Source organism: Nocardioides sp. S5 (assembly GCF_017310035.1).
Taxonomy (GTDB): Bacteria; Actinomycetota; Actinomycetes; order Propionibacteriales; family Nocardioidaceae; genus Nocardioides.
Window position 1 is genome coordinate 4,050,720 of the sequence record NZ_CP022296.1, and the last position, 16,162, is coordinate 4,066,881.

Sequence of the window (16,162 nt, forward strand, 5' to 3'; positions counted from 1 at the left end):
GTCCACTCCCGTCCCGGATCTCTTCAGCCAGCTCAGTACGAGCAGGTCACCAGGCCACGAAGGTCTTGAGGGCCCACTTCTTCGCGTAGCCGTAGATCAGGCCCGCGAGGGCGGTGGCGATGCCGAAGGACGCGACGACGGACGCGGCGAGGGCCGCCCACGACAGCGCGTTGAGGGCCCAGTAGAGGGCACCGGCGGCGGCCGCGCTGAGCTTCAGGGTGGTGGTCGCGCTGAAGACCAGGGCGATCGCCAGCAGGGCCCCGACGGCCATCTTCGTGGGCGCGGGTGCCGACAGGGCGGCGGTGTTACGGTTGGTCATCTCTTCGTTCCTTTTCTGAGGAGCCGCCGGGGTTCAGTCCCGGCTGCCGGAGGGTGTGTGACCGCTCGGTCACGGGGCGTGATCGTCATTGCGTGTCGCTCACGCCCCATCCACCGAGCCGGCGGCCGAGGCACCTGACCCCGTCCGCCTGTGGCCCCGTGGGGCCCACCTCAGTTCTAGTCGTCGCCGATGACCGCGACCATTAACCTTTGGCCACTCGTGGGCCGGGTCAGCCGCTCGCGTGTCGGCCGCGCGCGACCGCGACCACGGGAGCGACCGGCAGCGTCACCGCGACGCACCACCGCGGCCCGACGGTCCCCGCAGAGAAGGTGCCGCCGGAGACCGCCACGCGCTCGCGGATGCCGCGGAGCCCGTAGCCGCTGGACAGGTGCGCCAGCTGCCCCCCGGCCGCTCCGGAGGGCACCGAGTTGCTGATCGTCAGCCGCACCGTGTCGTCGCCGACGCCGATGTGTCCGCGGACCTCGCCCCCCGGGGCGCCGTGACGCAGCACGTTGGTCGTGGCCTCCTGCAGCACGCGGACGACGGTGAGCCGGGTCGTCGGGTCGACCTCGTCGACAGCGGGGTCCACGACGATCTCGGCGTCGTGGCCGTGCTCCGCGAGCTTGTCGCCCATCACGCGGGAGACGACCGACGGAGTCACCAGCGGACCCGACGCACCCGCGCTCGCGGGGGCGGCCGACATCACCGAGAGGAGCACCTCCAGCTCGCCGGACGCAGCCGCGAGGGTGGCGTCGATCCGGCCCAGCACCTCACGCAGGCGGTCCGGGTCGCGGACGTGGTCGACGGCATTGACCTGCAGCGCGACGAGCGACAGCTGGTGCCCCAGCTGGTCGTGCAGGTCCCGGGCCAGCGACGTGCGCTCCCCCGGCCCGATGTCGGCGCGCTCGGAGGCGAGCCGCTCCTCGTCGGAGGTCCAGCGGCGCATCGTGTGGAGGTAGTCGCGCACGGCCAGCGCCATGAGGGTGGCTCCGAGCGCTCCGGCGGCGACGGCGGCCAGGTCGTGGAGCGTGTCCGCTCCTCCGAGGAGGAGCCGCTGCAGGGTGTAGGCCAGGACCCCGCCCAGCGCGCCGAGCCGCCACGGCGTACGCCACGGCGCAAGGGCGACCGCGGCCACCACGGCGGTGACGGACACCGCGACGACCCACGCCGTCGCGTCGACGAACAACGTCGAAGCCAGCACGAGCAGCCCGGCGGGCGCACCCCACGCGGGGCGCACACAGGTGAGTGCCGCCACGAGGAGCGCCACGACCAGCGTCCACTCATGGGGGGCGAGCCCGGGCGCGGCCCGCAGTGCTCCCGCCGCGGCGAGACCCGCGAGGCTGACGGCGGCGGCCAACCGCACGCTCCGGAGCCTCGTCGCTGCCTGCCGCTCGAGCGAGGCCCGCTCGGTGCCGGCCTCGACCTCCGTGGCCCGCAGGACCTCCAGCAGCCGGCGCAGGCTCGCGAGCGCGGCACTGGCGTCGTCGCGCACCGCGTGGAGCGCTCGGTGCAGGTCCGCCGGCTCCGTGCTGGCGAGGCTCCTGGCGCTCTCTCGGCGGGCGTGGCTGAAGAGCCCCTCGGTCGCCGTGCGGAGGTCGGCGGCGAGCAGGCGCCTCTCGTCCCGCCTCAGGCGCGCGTTCTCCGCGCGCAGGGCCTCGACGCGGGCGTCCGCGGCGGAGCGCTGGGTCGTGACGAAGCCGACCGCCAGCCCGGCGAGGACCCCCAGCGCGCAGAGGGTGAGGATCCCCACCACGGCCGTGTGCCCTTGGGTCTCGTAGGTCCACACCGAGAACACGCCGCAGATCGCGGCGACCGCGACGAGGAGCGGCGCCGAGCGACGGGCCGACGCCAGGGCCACCGCGATGGGCAGCCACCAGAGCTCGAACCCGGTGATCTCCTGTCGGACGACGACGAAGCCCGCCGTCACCATGGTCGAGACCACCAGGACGCGGTGCCACCCCCAGAGCAGGGACAGGCAGGCGACGAGGCCGGCGAGACGGTGCAGACCCGGTGCCCACGGCTCCTCGGGGCCCTCACCGATGACCAGGCGGTAGGGGAAGTCGGCGGCGTCGAGCAGCATGAACGTGGCCAGCACCAGCCGGGCGATCAGCCGGTGGTCAGTGGGTGCGGGAGCCACCGCGTCGACCGACGTCCTCGCTGCCATCCGCACTGCTCCCCCGAGCGCCACTCATGTCGGAGCCCAGTCTGGCACGAGCCCTACCTCGCGAGGAGCACGGCACGCGGCCCGCCCCTCCCGGCCGCGACGTGCCGGGAGGGGTCGATGATCACGGGCAGCGGAACTTGAGGATCGTGCAGAGGAAGCCGTTGGTCCCCTCGTCCACGACGGGGCCGACGACCGCGTGCGCCGGCTGGACCCCGGCGGCGAGGACGAGGGCGACGGCGGCAGTGGTGAACAGGCGGGTGGCGGTGCGGATCATGGGTGGTCCGTTCTCGGGTGGTGGGTCGTTCTGACCTCCGGAGTATCGAGTCCGTCGAGGGTGCCGCGGCATTCACTTTCGGCCAGACTGTGCGACCGGCCCGCTCCCCGCGCCGGTTAGGGTGGCGGCGTGGGGGTCGCAGCGCAGGTGCTCGTCGTCGACGACGACGACGTGGTGCGGAGCTCCTACCGCTCGATCATCGACCACCTCGACGGCTTCGAGGTCTGCGGCGAGGCAGCGACGGGGCTCGCGGGCGTGGAGCGCTACGGCGAGCTCCGTCCCGACCTGGTCCTCATGGACATCCAGATGCCCCGGATGTCGGGCATCGAGGCCACCGCGGAGATCTGTCGGCGGTGGCCCGGGGCCTGCATCGTGGTCATCACGACCTTCGGCACCGCCGACCACGTGGTCGCCGCCCTGCGCGCAGGTGCTTCGGGCTACCTGCTCAAGGACGCGACCAGCGACCTGCTGCGCACCGGGATGCGGCAGGCCCTCGACGGTGAGATGCCGCTGTCCGGGCCCGTCCGGCGCGAGCTGGTGGCGTCGATGGTCGCCGAGGGAGCGCCACCTCTCGCGCGCAGCGTGCCCGACCTGACCCCGCGCGAGCTCGAGCTGCTCCAGTGGCTGGCCCACGGCCTCACCAACCAGCAGATCGCCGAGCGGATGTACCTCTCCGCGGGCTCGGTCAAGCAGTACATGTCCAACGTCGGCGCGAAGCTCGGGGCCCGGTCGCGGACCCAGATCCTCATCACCGCCGTACGTCTCCGCCTGGTCGACCCGGACGCCGCGGGCGGCTGACGGCCGGGTCGACCTGCGGGCTCAGCGGGGGTCGACCACCTTGGCGGACCCCTTGCCGCGACGGCTGGGCTCGGCCACTGCGGTCATCCGCTTGCGGGGACCGAGCTCGATCGCCGTGGCCGCACCGATCTCCGCCGCACTGGTGAACGCGTCGCCCGCCGGGACCAGCGTGTGCCCGAGGGCGGTGAGCGCCGGACCGTAGGCCGCGATGAACGCCGGCTCGGCGGTCACGCTCGCGGTGTTGCGCTGCGCAGCGCGCGGAGCCGCGATCGCCTCCTCGATCGTCATGCCGAGGTCGATCCGGTTCACGAGCACCTGCAGGACCGTGGTGATGATCGTCGATCCGCCGGGCGAGCCGAGCGCCAGGAAGGGCTTGCCGTCCTTGAGCACGATCGTCGGCGACATGGAGCTGCGCGGGCGCTTGCCCGGCTGGATCCGGTTCGGGTCGCCGGCGGCGTACACGGTCGAGAAGTCGGTCAGCTCGTTGTTGAGCAGGAAGCCGTGACCGGGCACGACCATGCCGGAGCCGCCGGTCTGCTCGATGGTGAGGGTGTACTCCACGACGTTGCCCCACCGGTCGGCGACGGTGAGGTTGGTGGTGGAGATGTTCTCGGTGTCGGCGTCGGTGGTGCCCTTCGTGGTCGCCGGTCCGCACACCCCGTCGTACGCCGTCACGTCGCCCGCCGCGACCGGCTTGGTGGCCGCCCTGGCCGGGTCGAGGGCACAGGCGCGCTCGGCGGCGTAGGTGTCGTCGAGCAGGCGCTTGACCGGCACGTCGACGAAGGCCGGGTCGCCGAGGTACTTCCCGCGGTCGGCGAACGCCAGCGCGCTGGCCTCGAGGTAGTGGTGCAGCGCCTGCTGGGGCGTCATGGCGGAGAGGTCGTAGCGCTCGAGGATGTTGAGGGCCTCGCCGACGGTGGTGCCTCCCGACGACGACGGCGCCATGCCGTAGACGTCGTGGCCGCGGTAGGTCGTGCGGGTGGCCCGCTGCGAGCGGACGCGGTAGTCGCGCAGGTCGCGGGGGGTCAGCCAGCCGGGCGGCACCGGGAGGTCGGTGTTCCTCGTGGTGCGCGGCTTGCGCACCACGTCGGACATGATGCGGGCGAGCTTGCCGCGGTAGAACGCCTTGGTGCCGCGCCTGGCGATCAGGTCGTAGGTCTCGGCGAGGTCGGGGTTGCGGAAGACCGTCCCGACCGCCGGGGCGTCGCCCTTCGGCAGGAACAGCTTCTTGGTGTCCTTGAACGCTGCGAACCGCACCTCGTTGTCGAGGGTCTGCTGGCGGAAGGTCTCGTCGACCCGGAAACCGCGGCGCGCGACCTTCGTGGCCGGGGCCAGGGCGTCGGCCAGGGAGAGCGTGCCCCAGTTGGCCAGCGCCTTGTCCCACGTGGCGAGCGTGCCGGGCGTGCCGACGCTCGCGCCGCTGGTGACCAGCTCGGGGGTGAAGTTGTAGGGCTTGCCCGTCGCCGGGTCGATGAAGGCGTCGTCGGGCATCCGCATCGGGGCGGTCTCGCGGCCGTCGAGGGTGCGGACCTTGCCGGACTTCGCGTTGTAGTAGACGAAGTAGCCGCCACCGCCGATGCCCGCGCTGTAGGGCTCGGTGACGCCGAGGGTCGCGGCGGCCGCGACGGCGGCGTCGACCGCGTTGCCGCCGGCCTTGAGCACCTTGAGCCCCGCAGCGCTGGCCTCGGGGTCGACGGTGCTGATCGCGCCTCCCGTGCCGACCGCGAACGGGTCCTTGACGGTGGGGCGCTCCGAGACGGCGGACTGCTGGGCCGCGGGCTCGGCCGGTGCCGGCGACCCGACGAGGACGGCAGCGACGGCGAGTCCGCTGGCCGAGACGGTGGCGCTCACGCGGCGGGCGAGGTGGGGCATGGGGTTCCTCCCGAGAGTCGTTGCGACCACCCTGCCTGCCGCGGCAGGCTCTGTCCACGTCCGCCGGGAGGGGTCAGCGCACCACCTCGTAGCGCCCGCACATGAAGTCCCGGTTGCGCGCGACCTCCTCGAGCCGCAGCTCGACGTGGCGCGGCAGGACGGGCGCGCCGCTGCCCACGGTCACCGGGGCGTACTGCAGCCACACCTCGTCGAGGAGCCCGGCGTCGTGGAGCTGGCCGACGAGGTCTCCCCCGCCCACGACCCACAGGTCCTTGCCGTCGGCCGCCTCGGTCATCGCGGCGTGCACACGGCGTACGTCGTCGCGGGCGAAGCGCACGCTGTCCGGAGCCTCCGGGAAGGTGCGGTGCGTCATCACCCACGTCGGCAGCGGCCCCCACGGGTCGTCGTCGTGGTCGAGGATCCACTGCCAGGTCGTGGCGCCCATGACGCAGGCACCGAGGCGCTCGCGGAAGCCGGGGTAGCCCATCGGCCCGTCGGGGTCGATGTCGCGCGACATCAGCCAGTCGAGCGAGTGGTCGTCGGTCGCGATGAAGCCGTCGAGGGTGCAGCCGGTGTAGTAGATCGTCGCCATCGGTCCAGCGTGCCACCGGCGGGCGGTGGTGCACCCGACCGGAATTGCCGCCCTGGGTCAGCGGACGAGCGCGTCGAGCGCAGGTTCGGCAGCCTCCGGCGGCAGGTGGCCGAGGGTGATGAGCTGGGCCATGCCGTGCACGGTCGACCAGAGGGCGGCCGACAGCGCGGTGGGGTCGCGGCCCTCGTAGCCGGGCTCCTCCACCAGCTCGCCGACGAGGTCGCCGAGGAGCTCCTCGTTGCGGGCGATCAGCGGCGCCATCTCGGCGCTGGGCGTGCCGGCGGCGCAGTAGTCGGGGTCGAAGACCAGCGCGAACGCCTGCGGGTGCGTCGCTGCGTAGCGGACGTAGGCGAGCCCGAGGGCGCGCACCTTCGCCACAGTGCCGTCGGCGGTCGCGACCGCCTCCTCCTGCGCGGCGAGCAGAGCGGCCATGCCGCGTACGCCGAGCGCGCGGAGCAGCGCCGCCCGGTCGCCGAAGTGATGGTAGGGCGCGTTGTGGCTGACCCCGGCGCGGCGAGCCACCTCACGGAGGCTGATCTTCGCCGCGGAGGTCGTCTCCAGGAGGTCGAGCGCTGCGTCCTCGAGCGCTGCCTGGAGGTTCCCGTGGTGGTAGCCGCCGGCGTTCTTCGGCAGGGATCTTGACATGAGCAACATCCTACTTCAATGTGGGCGGTGTCCAGATTCTTGTCACTGTCCAGATGGAGCCCGTCATGCGTCACGTCCTCGTCATCGACTCCCACCCCGACCCGCAGTCGCTCACCTCCCGCCTCGCCGAGTCGTACGCGGAGGGCGCGGGCGAGGCGGCGGTCCCGCTCGTGCTGCGCGACCTCGACTTCGACCTCTCCCTCCGCACTGGCTACCGCGCCCCGCAGGCACTCGAGCCCGACCTGGTCCGCGCCCAGGAGCTGCTCGCGTGGGCCGACCACGTCGCGGTCTTCACCCCGCTGTGGTGGGGGTCCGTGCCGGCGCTGCTCAAGGGCTTCTTCGACCGCACCCTCGAGCGCGGCTGGGCCTTCCGCTACAAGGAGAACGGCATGCCCGAGGGCCTCCTCGCCGGTCGCACCGGGCGGCTCGCGGTCTCCTCCGACTCGCCGCGGTGGTACCTCCCGCTCGTCGGCGACAGCACCGTCAAGCAGGTGCGCGGACGCACGATGGAGTTCTGCGGCATCAAGCCCACGAAGGTGACCCGCTACGCCGACGTCCGCGGGCGCAGCGAGGAGCAGCTCGCCGCCTGGATCCGGGAGGCCGCCGACCTCGGCGCGTCCGACGCCGCGCGCCCCGCCGGCGTACGGCGCGAGCCGGTGCGCGTCAGCTGAGCCGCTCGACCGCCCCGACCGCCTTCTCCACCCGGTCGGGGTCGTCGTGGGCGACCCACACGATGCGCGGGTCCTTGCGGAACCACGAGTCCTGGCGCCGGGCGAAGCGGCGGGTGGCGGTGGTGGTCTGCTCGACCGCCTCGGCGAGCGTGCGGTCGCCGGCGAGGTGGCCCATCACCTCGCGGTAGCCGATCGCCCGCGACGCCGTACGCCCCTCCGCGAGCCCGCGCGCCAGCAGCGCCTCGACCTCCTCGACGAAGCCGGTCGCGAACATCTCCTCGACCCGGCGCGCGATCCGCTCATCGAGGGTCGGCCGGTCGATGTCGACACCGACCTGCACGGTCAGCGGGTCGGCGTACTCCAAGCGGGGGAGGCTGGCGCTGTACGGGCGGCCCGTCAGCGCGATGACCTCCAGGGCGCGTACGACGCGACGCCCGTTGTCGGGCTCGATCCGCGCTGCGGCCTCGGGGTCGACGCCTGCCAGCCGCGCGTGCAGTGCGGGGCCGCCGAGCCGCTCGAGCTCGGCCTCGAGCTCGCGGCGCAGCGACTCGTCGGTGCCGGGGAAGTCGAAGCGGTCGACGATGGCGCGGGTGTAGAGGGCGGAGCCGCCGACCAGCACCGGGGTGGCGCCGCGACCGCGGATGTCGGCGACGGCGTCGCGCGCCCACTCCTGGAAGAGCGCGACGGTCGCGGGCTCGGTGACGTCGAGGACGTCGAGGAGGTGGTGGGCGATGCCACGGCGCTCGGCCTCCGGGAGCTTGGCCGTGCCGACGTCCATGCCGCGGTAGACCTGCATGGCGTCGGTGTTGACCACCTCGCCGCCCAGGCGCTCGGCGAGGTCGAGGCTCAGCCCGGTCTTGCCGGACGCCGTCGCGCCGACGAGGGCGACGATCGGCTGGGGCATGGGTCCATTGTCCCAGCACGGCTACGCTCGCAGCAGGACCCACCCGCCGGGGTGGGCGGACGAAGCGAGGGACGCTCATGAGTTTCCTGGACAAGGCGAAGGCGAAGCTCACGCAGGCCGTCGACGACCACGGCGACAAGATCGCCCAGGGCATCGACAAGGCCGGTGCGGTCGTCAACGAGAAGACCGGCGGCAAGCACGCCGACAAGATCGACAAGGCCACCGGCAAGGCGCGCGACGCGCTCGACCAGCTCGACGGCAAGAACGACGACATCGGCCCCGGATCAGCCAAGTCCCACGGCGACCCGGTCGATCCCCACCGCGCCGATCCCGACAAGGACGCGTGACCGACCGCTTCGCCCTCGTCCCCGCCTCCTACGTCTACCTCCTGCGCGACGGCGTCGGCGGCACCGAGGTGCTGCTCCAGCAGCGCGGCCCCGTGCCCTACATGCCGGGCCACTGGGCAGCCGCCGCGGCCGGGCACGTGGAGCGCGGCGAGACGGCGTACGACGCTGCGCGCCGCGAGGCGCTCGAGGAGCTCGGCGTCACCGACGTCGCGCTGGAGTTCGCCTTCACGATGCAGCGCACCCAGCACGCCGCGGCGATCGAGGAGCGGGTCGACTGGTTCTTCACCGCGCGCTCGTGGGTGGGCGAGCCGCGCGTCGTGGAGCCGGAGAAGTGCGCCGGGATCGGGTGGTTCCCCCTCGACTCCCTCCCCTCGCCGATGGTGCCGCACGAGGCGCACGCCCTGGCCCACCTGTCGTCCGGCACGGGCTACCTGACCTTCGGCTGGGACCGCCCGGCAGGGTGAGGCCCCGCCCCTCGGGGGTGGCCACGACATCATGCAGGTGGTCAAGATGCAGGATCGACCCATGGGAGGGAACCCGATGAGCAACGACGAGCTGAGCCCGATGCCCGAGCCCTACGCCGAGGAGCCGCAGCTGGTCCCCGGCGGCGTGGACGCACTCCACGACGACCCGGCCGACAACGGCCTGGCCCGCGACCTCGACCCCGACGACAACCCCGCCGTCGACGACGTGCTGCCCGAGGAGATCTCCGAGGCCGACGACAAGTCGCAGGCCCCTGAGGGCGAGGCTGCCTCCGACGAGGAGGCGGGTGCGTCCGGCTCGTCCGGCTCGTCCGGCTCGCCCGAGGCGGGCCAGGAGGCCGAGGACGGGTCGCCGGAGCCTCCTGCCTGATGGTCTCCCCCGTCACGCTTGTCGGCGGCGTCCGCCCGCCCGCCGTCTGTCGCGATCCCCGGCTACCCGGTGATCGCGACGACAGCGCGGTCTCCGTGGTGCGGATCCTGCACCACAGTGACCGCACAACGGTTGTCCACAGACCGAGCGCCGGTGGTGGCGGAGGTGGCGCACGGCTGCCGACGATGGGGCGATGGACCTCGCTGCGTACGCCGACCTGCTCGCCCTGCAGTCCGGGGTCGTGTCACGGCGCCAGCTCGTCGCCGACGCCCGGCTGAAGCCGCACGACCTGCAGCGGCTCGTACGCCGGCGCGACCTCGTACGCGTCCACGACGGGGTGTTCGTCGACCACACCGGCGACCTCACCTGGCTGCAGCGCGCGTGGGTCGGCGTACACCTCGCCTGGCCCGCAGCGCTCTCGCACGACAGCGCCCTGCGGGCCGCTGACGGACCGGGCCGTGCCGGACGCGACGACTCCGTGATCCACCTCGCCGTCGACCGCGACCAGCACGTGCGGGTGCCGACGGGATACCGGCTGCACCGGATGGCCGGCTTCGCCGACCGCGTCATGTGGAACACCAGCCCCCCACGCGTCGCGATCGAGGAGGCCCTGATCGACGTGGCGGTCGCGAAGCCGGACGACTTCGGAGCGGTCGCGGTGCTCGCCGACGCCGTGCAGGCGCGCCGCACCCTGCCGATCCGCATCCGCGACACCCTCGACCTGCGACCTCGCGTGGGCCGGCGCGACTTCCTGCGCGCGGTGCTCAGCGACCTCGACCGCGGCACCTGCTCGGTGCTCGAGCACGGCTACCTCACGCGGGTCGAGCGCGCTCACGGCCTGCCCGACGGCCAGCGGCAGGTGCGCGACTCGCGGCACGGTCCGCTCTACCGCGACGTCGTCTACCCCGGGCTCGACCAGGCCGTCGAGCTCGACGGGCGGCTCTGGCACTCGTCCGCCGCCCAGCACGACGCCGACCTCGATCGCGACCTCGACGCCGCGGCGGACCGTCTCACGACCGTACGCCTGGGATGGGGGCAGGTGTTCGGGCGTCCGTGCGAGACCGCCGTACGCCTCGGGCGGCTGTTCGCGGCCCGCGGCTGGTGGGGCCGGCCGACCCGCTGCCCCGACTGCCCGGGCTCGCTGGACCTGGCGGGGTGAGGCTTGTGCGGTCGCTGTGGTGCGGATTCCGCACCACGGTGACCGCGCAACGGTTGCGATCACCGGGTAGCCGGGGAACGCGACAGAGCCCGGCCGGCCCAGGACCCTCAACCGCAAGCAGGCGCGGGAGGCAGGGGCGCAGGCACCCCGACGCTCGGCATCCCGAGCCCGACCCCCGTCGGCGCGACGGGCGCGGACGTACGCCGCTCCCACGCGTCGCCGGCGCGCGTGCGGCGTACGGACCGGATCGGGCCGTCGGCGACGAGGTGGTGCGGAGCCGCGTAGGTGACCGACACGGAGACCATGTCGCCCGGGCGCACGGAGGACTCGGGCACCGCGGAGAAGTCGGCCTCGAAGTGCACCAGGCGGTTGTCGGGCGCCCGCCCGGACAGGCGACGGGTCGCGAGGTCCTTGCGGCCCTCGCCCTCGGACACCATCAGCTCGACGGTGCGCCCGACGAGCTGCTTGCCCTCGGCCCAGGCGACCTCGTCGACGACGGCGGCCAGGCGCAGGTAGCGGTCCTTGACGACCTCCGGCGCGACCTGGTCGTCGAGCGTCGCGGCGGGCGTGCCGGGGCGCTTGGAGTACTGGAAGGTGAAGGCGGAGGAGAAGCGCGCGGCGCGGACCACGTCGAGCGTGGCCTGGAAGTCCTCCTCGGTCTCACCGGGGAAGCCGACGATGATGTCGGTGGTGATCGCCGCGTCCGGGATGGCCGCGCGGACCCGCTCGATGATGCCGAGGAACTTCGAGGACCGGTAGGACCGGCGCATGTCGCGCAGCACCTTGTCGGAGCCGGACTGCAGCGGCATGTGCAGCGACGGCATCACGTTGGGCGTCTCGGCCATCGCCTCGATCACGTCGTCAGTGAACTCCGCCGGGTGCGGTGAGGTGAAGCGCACCCGCTCCAGGCCCTGGACCTGCCCGCAGGCGCGCAGCAGCTTGGAGAAGGCCTGCCGGTCGCCGAACTCCACGCCGTAGGCGTTGACGTTCTGGCCCAGCAGGGTGATCTCGGTGACGCCCTCGGCGACGAGCGCCTCGACCTCGGCGAGGATCTCGCCGGGGCGGCGGTCCTTCTCCTTGCCGCGCAGCGACGGGACGATGCAGAAGGTGCACGTGTTGTTGCACCCGACCGAGATCGACACCCAGGCGGCGTACGCCGACTCGCGCCGCGTCGGCAGCGTCGAGGGGAACACCGACAAGGACTCCAGGATCTCGACCTGGGCCTCCTCGGCCACCCGCGCCCGCTCCAGCAGCACCGGCAGCGAGCCGATGTTGTGGGTGCCGAAGACGACGTCGACCCACGGGGCCTTCGTCGTGATCGTCTCGCGGTCCTTCTGGGCCAGGCAGCCGCCGACGGCGATCTGCATGCCGGGAGTCACCGCCTTGACCGAGGCGAGCTGGCCGAGGTTGCCGTAGAGCTTGTTGTCGGCGTTCTCGCGCACCGCGCAGGTGTTGAAGACGACGACGTCGGCCTGCTCCTCGCGCCCGGCCCGGACGTAGCCCGCGTCCTCCAGCAGGCCGCTGAGCCGCTCGGAGTCGTGGACGTTCATCTGGCAGCCGTGGGTCTTGACCTCGTAGGTGCGCGCGGGTGCGTGGGGTGCGTTCATGACCCGTCCAGCGTACGGCGAGCGCCCGGGGCCGCGGGAATCCCGCGACGTGCCGCCCAGTCCCGACGGCCGGGCACACCGCCACGCCACCCGTCCAGACTATTTCCGTGCACATATGGGTCATTACTCCTCAGTAATGACTAGTTTTGTCCCGTGTCTCATCAAGATCAGGTCAAGTCATCCACAAAGCGGTAACAACCCATCCCCCGAACGCTGGCGGTCCGGGCGCCGCCGCCCCGCTGATCAGGAGAGTCTCGTGAGCCTCAGCAGCGCCCTCGTCCGCACCGCCGCCGCCCGTTTCACGCGGATGGGATCGTTCGGACTCGTTGTCACCGTCCTGTTGCTTTCATCGCTCCAGGTCGTTGCCCACGCCGAGGGAGCGCAGTCCAGCAAGCAGGGTGCCAAGCAGGGCAGCAAGCACGGGGGCAAGGGCGGCACGGGCACGAAGGCGCGCAAGGTGTCGGTGCGCGGCACGCTCGCCTCGCTGCCGCCGATCGTCCAGCCCGGCCTCTCCCCCGCGGCCCCGTCGGACAACGGCTCGCTCGTCGCCACCTTCACGCCGGCCGACCCGGGCCGCAAGGTCACCCTCGAGCGCCGGACCGCGCGTGGCTGGAAGGCCGTCACCACCAGCACCGAGGACAGCTGGGGCTCGGCCGCCTTCTCCCCGGCCGCAGGCACCTACCGCGCCCGCACCACCACTGGCGGGCGCACCTGGGTGACCGGCAGCGTGACCAGCACCCGCTGGTCGCCGCAGTTCGAGGACACCTTCTCCGGCACCGCCCTGGACACGACCGTGTGGAACGACCAGAAGCGCGAGCACGAGAGCGTGTACGCCCCCCGCACCTGCGCCCGCGTCGACCCGTCGGCACGCCGCGTCGGCGAGGGCGTACTGCACCTCGGCGTCGCGCTCGACCCGGCACGCGCCGGCCTGCCGTGCGACTACACCTCGACCCGCACCTCGGGCACCAGCCCCTACCTGCTCAACAGCCAGGTCGCCACGGAGCACACCCGCTTCTTCCGCCACGGCATCGTCGCCGCGCGCATCAAGCCGCAGCGCGCCAAGGGCATGCACTCCGGCCTCTGGCTGCTGCCCAGCGGCACGAAGTACACCGACGGCGTGCCCGCCGCCGGCGCGGAGATCGACGTCATGGAGTTCTTCGGCGAGAACGGCCGCGACAACGAGACGATCGGCTCGCACATCCACTACTACGAGGCCGGCTGGGACAAGATCAGCCTCGGCGACACCTTCAAGGACGCCCGCCAGGTGCTGGGCAAGAACCGCTCGTGGTGGGACGAGTTCCACGTGTTCTCGGTCGAGTGGACCCCTACGGAGTACATCTTCCGCGTCGACGGGCGTGAGTACTACCGCGAGACCGGCGCGGTCTCGCAGGCCGACCAGTACCTCGTGCTGTCGAACCTGACCTCCGACTGGGAGCTCCACGAGCTGACCGCCGACGAGTTCTCCGACACCGCGCAGGTCGACTGGGTCCGCGTCTTCGACGCCTCGTCGCAGGAGTCGGTGCGCGTCACCCGCGGACGCAAGGTCGCGAGGAAGTCCGCCTGAGCGAGGTCGCCCGACGCCTAGGCTCGCGGGCATGCCCCGGATGCACGCGCTCGAGCTGCTGCCCGACGACGCCGGCTGCGACGTCGTACGCCGTGACTGGCAGGCGCTGCGCGACGCCGGGCTGCCGTCACAGCTCGACCACCGCGGCGCGACCAACAGCCCGCACGTGACCGTGGTGGCGGCGCCGGTCCTGCGTGCCGAGGACGAGGCGCGGGCCGTCGACCTGGTCGCGGCGCTGCTCCCGGTGCAGGTGCGACCGGCCGGCGTGGCGCTGCTCGGCGGCGCCCGCGTCTCGCTCGTACGCCTCGTCGACGTGCCCGACGCACTGGTGCGCGCGGTGCTCGACCTGCGCGCTGCGGTGCCGGACGTGCAGCACGCGGGGTGGCTGCCGCACGTCACGCTGGCACGACGCCTGGACCGTGCCGACGTGCCGGCGGCGCTGGAGGCCGTGGGTCACGCAGACGCCGTCATCACCCTCGCCTCGCTGCGCCGGTGGGACCCGGACGCGGGAATCGTCACCACTTTGTGATGGCCCGGGTGGGCGGTGATCGATAGCCCGCCGGGGCTACGTGCGGATAGGTTGCCGCTATGACCGCGCAGGAATCCGCACCCGCCAGCGCCGGGCGGGGCGAGCCCCTCGTCGTGCTGAGCGACGTCCAGAAGCACTTCGGCGCGCTCCACGCCCTCAAGGACATCGACCTCACCGTCACCCGCGGCGAGGTCGTCGTGGTGATCGGGCCGTCGGGCTCGGGCAAGTCGACCCTGTGCCGCACGATCAACCGCCTCGAGACCATCGACGAGGGCACCATCACCCTCGACGGGCAGCCGCTGCCCCAGGAGGGCAAGGAGCTCGCGGCGCTGCGCGCCGAGGTCGGCATGGTCTTCCAGAGCTTCAACCTCTTCGCCCACAAGACGATCCTCGAGAACGTCACCCTCGGCCCCATCAAGGTGCGCGGGATGAAGAAGGAGGCTGCGGAGAAGAAGGCCCGTGAGCTCCTCGACCGCGTCGGCGTCGGCCACCAGTCCGAGAAGTACCCCGCCCAGCTCTCCGGCGGCCAGCAGCAGCGCGTGGCGATCGCCCGCGCCCTGGCCATGGAGCCGAAGGTGATGCTCTTCGACGAGCCGACCTCCGCGCTCGACCCGGAGATGATCAAGGAGGTCCTCGACGTCATGGTCGACCTCGCGGAGCAGGGCATGACGATGGTCGTGGTGACCCACGAGATGGGCTTCGCGCGCACCGCCGCGGACCGCGTGGTCTTCATGGCCGACGGCGCCATCGTCGAGGAGAACACCCCCGAGGAGTTCTTCACCAACCCCAGCTCGGACCGCGCCAAGGACTTCCTCGGCAAGATCCTCAAGCACTGACTCACTGATCCACAACCACGGAGGCCGGACTCGTTCCGGCTCGGGACAGAAGGAGAAGCAATGCGATTCACCAGGACCAAGGCGCTCGTCGCCGCGGCGGGGCTCGCCCTGTCGCTGGCCGCGTGCGGTGACGCCGGCGAGGACAGCGAGGGCGTCGACGTCCAGGCCGAGGAGGTCGAGGAGGGCAAGTTCGAGGAGGGCAGCCGCATGGCCGAGCTCGCCGAGGCCGGCGAGATCACCATCGGCGTGAAGTACGACCAGCCCGGCCTGGGCTTCAAGGACGCCTCCGCCGACGTCCCGAGCGGCTTCGACGTGGAGATCGCCAAGCTGCTCGTCGCCGACCTCGGCATCGACCCGAGCTCGGACGCGGTCACGTGGGAGGAGACCATCTCCGACAACCGCGAGCCCTACCTCGAGGCCGGTCGCGTCGACCTGGTCCTCGCGAGCTACTCGATCACCGACGAGCGCCGCCAGATCGTCGGCCAGACCGGCCCCTACCTCGTGACCGGCCAGCAGGTCCTGGTCTCCGCCGACAGCGACATCACCGGCATCGAGGACCTCAAGGGCGAAGAGGTCTGCTCGGCCAGCGGCTCGACCTCCCTCGAGAACGTCGAGGCCGCCGGCGCGATCGGCGCCCCTGCCGACACCTACTCGCAGTGCGCCGAGGACGTCCTCAACGGCTCGGTCGAGGCCATGTCGACCGACGGCTCGATCCTGCTCGGCCTCGCCGCGCAGAACGAGGGCGAGCTCAAGGTCGTCGGCGAGGAGTTCTCCGAGGAGAACATCGGCGTCGGCTACTCCCTCGAGTACCCCGAGATGTGCGAGTGGATCAACGGCGTCCTCGAGGAGTCCTTCGAGAACGGCGACTGGGCCGCCGCCTTCGAGGCCACCCTCGGTGGCGACGACGTCGAGACGCCGGAGCCCCCGACGCTCGACGAGTGCGCCTGATCGACCCCTGACCACGGGGTGGCCTGCGGGCCACCCCGTGGTCGCACTGCCCGACCCACGACCACGAAGACCGAGGAAGAC

General features: G+C 72.4%; 17 protein-coding genes and 1 pseudogene. 10 read left to right on the top strand and 8 right to left on the bottom strand.

What is annotated here, in order from left to right; translation table 11 throughout:
* Window positions 1-46: 46 nt before the first annotated feature.
* The 3 genes from CFI00_RS20025 to CFI00_RS20035 form a co-directional block, all read right to left on the bottom strand.
* Window positions 47-319: a hypothetical protein gene (locus CFI00_RS20025; RefSeq protein WP_207082728.1), complete on the bottom strand. Its 273-nt coding sequence runs from the start codon at window positions 317-319 to the stop codon at window positions 47-49.
* A 229-nt stretch (window positions 320-548) separates the two neighbouring features.
* Window positions 549-2,483 (bottom strand): histidine kinase, encoded by a 1,935-nt coding sequence (locus tag CFI00_RS20030; RefSeq protein ID WP_207082729.1) that lies wholly within the window; start codon window positions 2,481-2,483, stop codon window positions 549-551.
* A gap of 121 nt (window positions 2,484-2,604) precedes the next feature.
* Complete coding sequence (locus CFI00_RS20035; protein ID WP_207082730.1) at window positions 2,605-2,757, bottom strand: hypothetical protein; 153 nt, start codon at window positions 2,755-2,757, stop codon at window positions 2,605-2,607.
* A 129-nt stretch (window positions 2,758-2,886) separates the two neighbouring features.
* Between CFI00_RS20035 and CFI00_RS20040 the strand changes: the two genes are divergently transcribed.
* A complete protein-coding gene (locus CFI00_RS20040; RefSeq protein WP_207082731.1) occupies window positions 2,887-3,555 on the top strand; it encodes a response regulator transcription factor in 669 nt (222 codons plus the stop codon).
* Window positions 3,556-3,576: 21 nt separating this feature from the next.
* Here CFI00_RS20040 and ggt read toward each other — a convergent pair whose 3' ends face one another.
* The 3 genes from ggt to CFI00_RS20055 form a co-directional block, all read right to left on the bottom strand.
* A complete protein-coding gene (gene ggt, locus CFI00_RS20045) occupies window positions 3,577-5,427 on the bottom strand; it encodes a gamma-glutamyltransferase (RefSeq protein WP_207082732.1) in 1,851 nt (616 codons plus the stop codon).
* Window positions 5,428-5,500: 73 nt separating this feature from the next.
* Window positions 5,501-6,019, bottom strand: coding sequence for a dihydrofolate reductase family protein (locus tag CFI00_RS20050; RefSeq protein ID WP_207082733.1), 519 nt, complete (start codon window positions 6,017-6,019; stop codon window positions 5,501-5,503).
* Between the two features lie 57 nt (window positions 6,020-6,076).
* Window positions 6,077-6,664, bottom strand: a complete 588-nt coding sequence (locus CFI00_RS20055; RefSeq protein WP_207082734.1) for a TetR/AcrR family transcriptional regulator — start codon at window positions 6,662-6,664, stop codon at window positions 6,077-6,079.
* A 65-nt stretch (window positions 6,665-6,729) separates the two neighbouring features.
* On the opposite strand from CFI00_RS20055, the gene CFI00_RS20060 reads away from it, so the two are divergent.
* Window positions 6,730-7,335, top strand: coding sequence for an NAD(P)H-dependent oxidoreductase (locus CFI00_RS20060; RefSeq protein WP_207082735.1), 606 nt, complete (start codon window positions 6,730-6,732; stop codon window positions 7,333-7,335).
* Here CFI00_RS20060 and miaA read toward each other — a convergent pair.
* Window positions 7,328-8,239 carry a tRNA (adenosine(37)-N6)-dimethylallyltransferase MiaA gene (gene miaA / locus CFI00_RS20065; RefSeq protein ID WP_207082736.1) on the bottom strand — a complete coding sequence of 304 codons (912 nt, stop codon included), beginning with the start codon at window positions 8,237-8,239 and terminating at the stop codon, window positions 7,328-7,330. The genes CFI00_RS20060 and miaA overlap by 8 nt on opposite strands.
* Before the next feature lie 77 nt (window positions 8,240-8,316).
* Between miaA and CFI00_RS20070 the strand changes: the two are divergent.
* The 4 genes and pseudogenes from CFI00_RS20070 to CFI00_RS20085 form a co-directional block, all read left to right on the top strand.
* Window positions 8,317-8,493 (top strand): annotated as a pseudogene (locus CFI00_RS20070) (antitoxin); the annotation flags it as partial.
* Window positions 8,494-8,582: 89 nt separating this feature from the next.
* Window positions 8,583-9,050, top strand: a complete 468-nt coding sequence (locus tag CFI00_RS20075; protein WP_207082738.1) for an NUDIX domain-containing protein — start codon at window positions 8,583-8,585, stop codon at window positions 9,048-9,050.
* A gap of 61 nt (window positions 9,051-9,111) precedes the next feature.
* Window positions 9,112-9,438 carry a hypothetical protein gene (locus CFI00_RS20080; RefSeq protein WP_207082739.1) on the top strand — a complete coding sequence of 109 codons (327 nt, stop codon included), beginning with the start codon at window positions 9,112-9,114 and terminating at the stop codon, window positions 9,436-9,438.
* Between the two features lie 193 nt (window positions 9,439-9,631).
* Window positions 9,632-10,597 carry a type IV toxin-antitoxin system AbiEi family antitoxin domain-containing protein gene (locus CFI00_RS20085; protein WP_207082740.1) on the top strand — a complete coding sequence of 322 codons (966 nt, stop codon included), beginning with the start codon at window positions 9,632-9,634 and terminating at the stop codon, window positions 10,595-10,597.
* 107 nt (window positions 10,598-10,704) lie between these two features.
* Here the strand turns inward: CFI00_RS20085 and miaB are convergent, their stop codons facing one another.
* Complete coding sequence (gene miaB, locus CFI00_RS20090) at window positions 10,705-12,204, bottom strand: tRNA (N6-isopentenyl adenosine(37)-C2)-methylthiotransferase MiaB (RefSeq protein ID WP_207082741.1); 1,500 nt, start codon at window positions 12,202-12,204, stop codon at window positions 10,705-10,707.
* Window positions 12,205-12,460: 256 nt separating this feature from the next.
* Between miaB and CFI00_RS20095 the strand changes: the two genes are divergently transcribed.
* Genes CFI00_RS20095 through CFI00_RS20110 form a run of 4 tightly spaced genes read left to right on the top strand, consistent with a single transcriptional unit; the run spans window position 12,461 to window position 16,081 of the window.
* On the top strand, window positions 12,461-13,768 hold the full coding sequence (locus CFI00_RS20095) for a glycoside hydrolase family 16 protein (protein ID WP_207082742.1): 1,308 nt from the start codon (window positions 12,461-12,463) through the stop codon (window positions 13,766-13,768).
* 31 nt (window positions 13,769-13,799) lie between these two features.
* Window positions 13,800-14,297, top strand: a complete 498-nt coding sequence (locus CFI00_RS20100) for a 2'-5' RNA ligase family protein (RefSeq protein ID WP_207082743.1) — start codon at window positions 13,800-13,802, stop codon at window positions 14,295-14,297.
* A gap of 59 nt (window positions 14,298-14,356) precedes the next feature.
* Window positions 14,357-15,133, top strand: a complete 777-nt coding sequence (locus CFI00_RS20105; protein ID WP_207082744.1) for an amino acid ABC transporter ATP-binding protein — start codon at window positions 14,357-14,359, stop codon at window positions 15,131-15,133.
* 60 nt (window positions 15,134-15,193) lie between these two features.
* Window positions 15,194-16,081 (top strand): glutamate ABC transporter substrate-binding protein, encoded by an 888-nt coding sequence (locus tag CFI00_RS20110; protein WP_207082745.1) that lies wholly within the window; start codon window positions 15,194-15,196, stop codon window positions 16,079-16,081.
* Window positions 16,082-16,162: the final 81 nt, after the last annotated feature.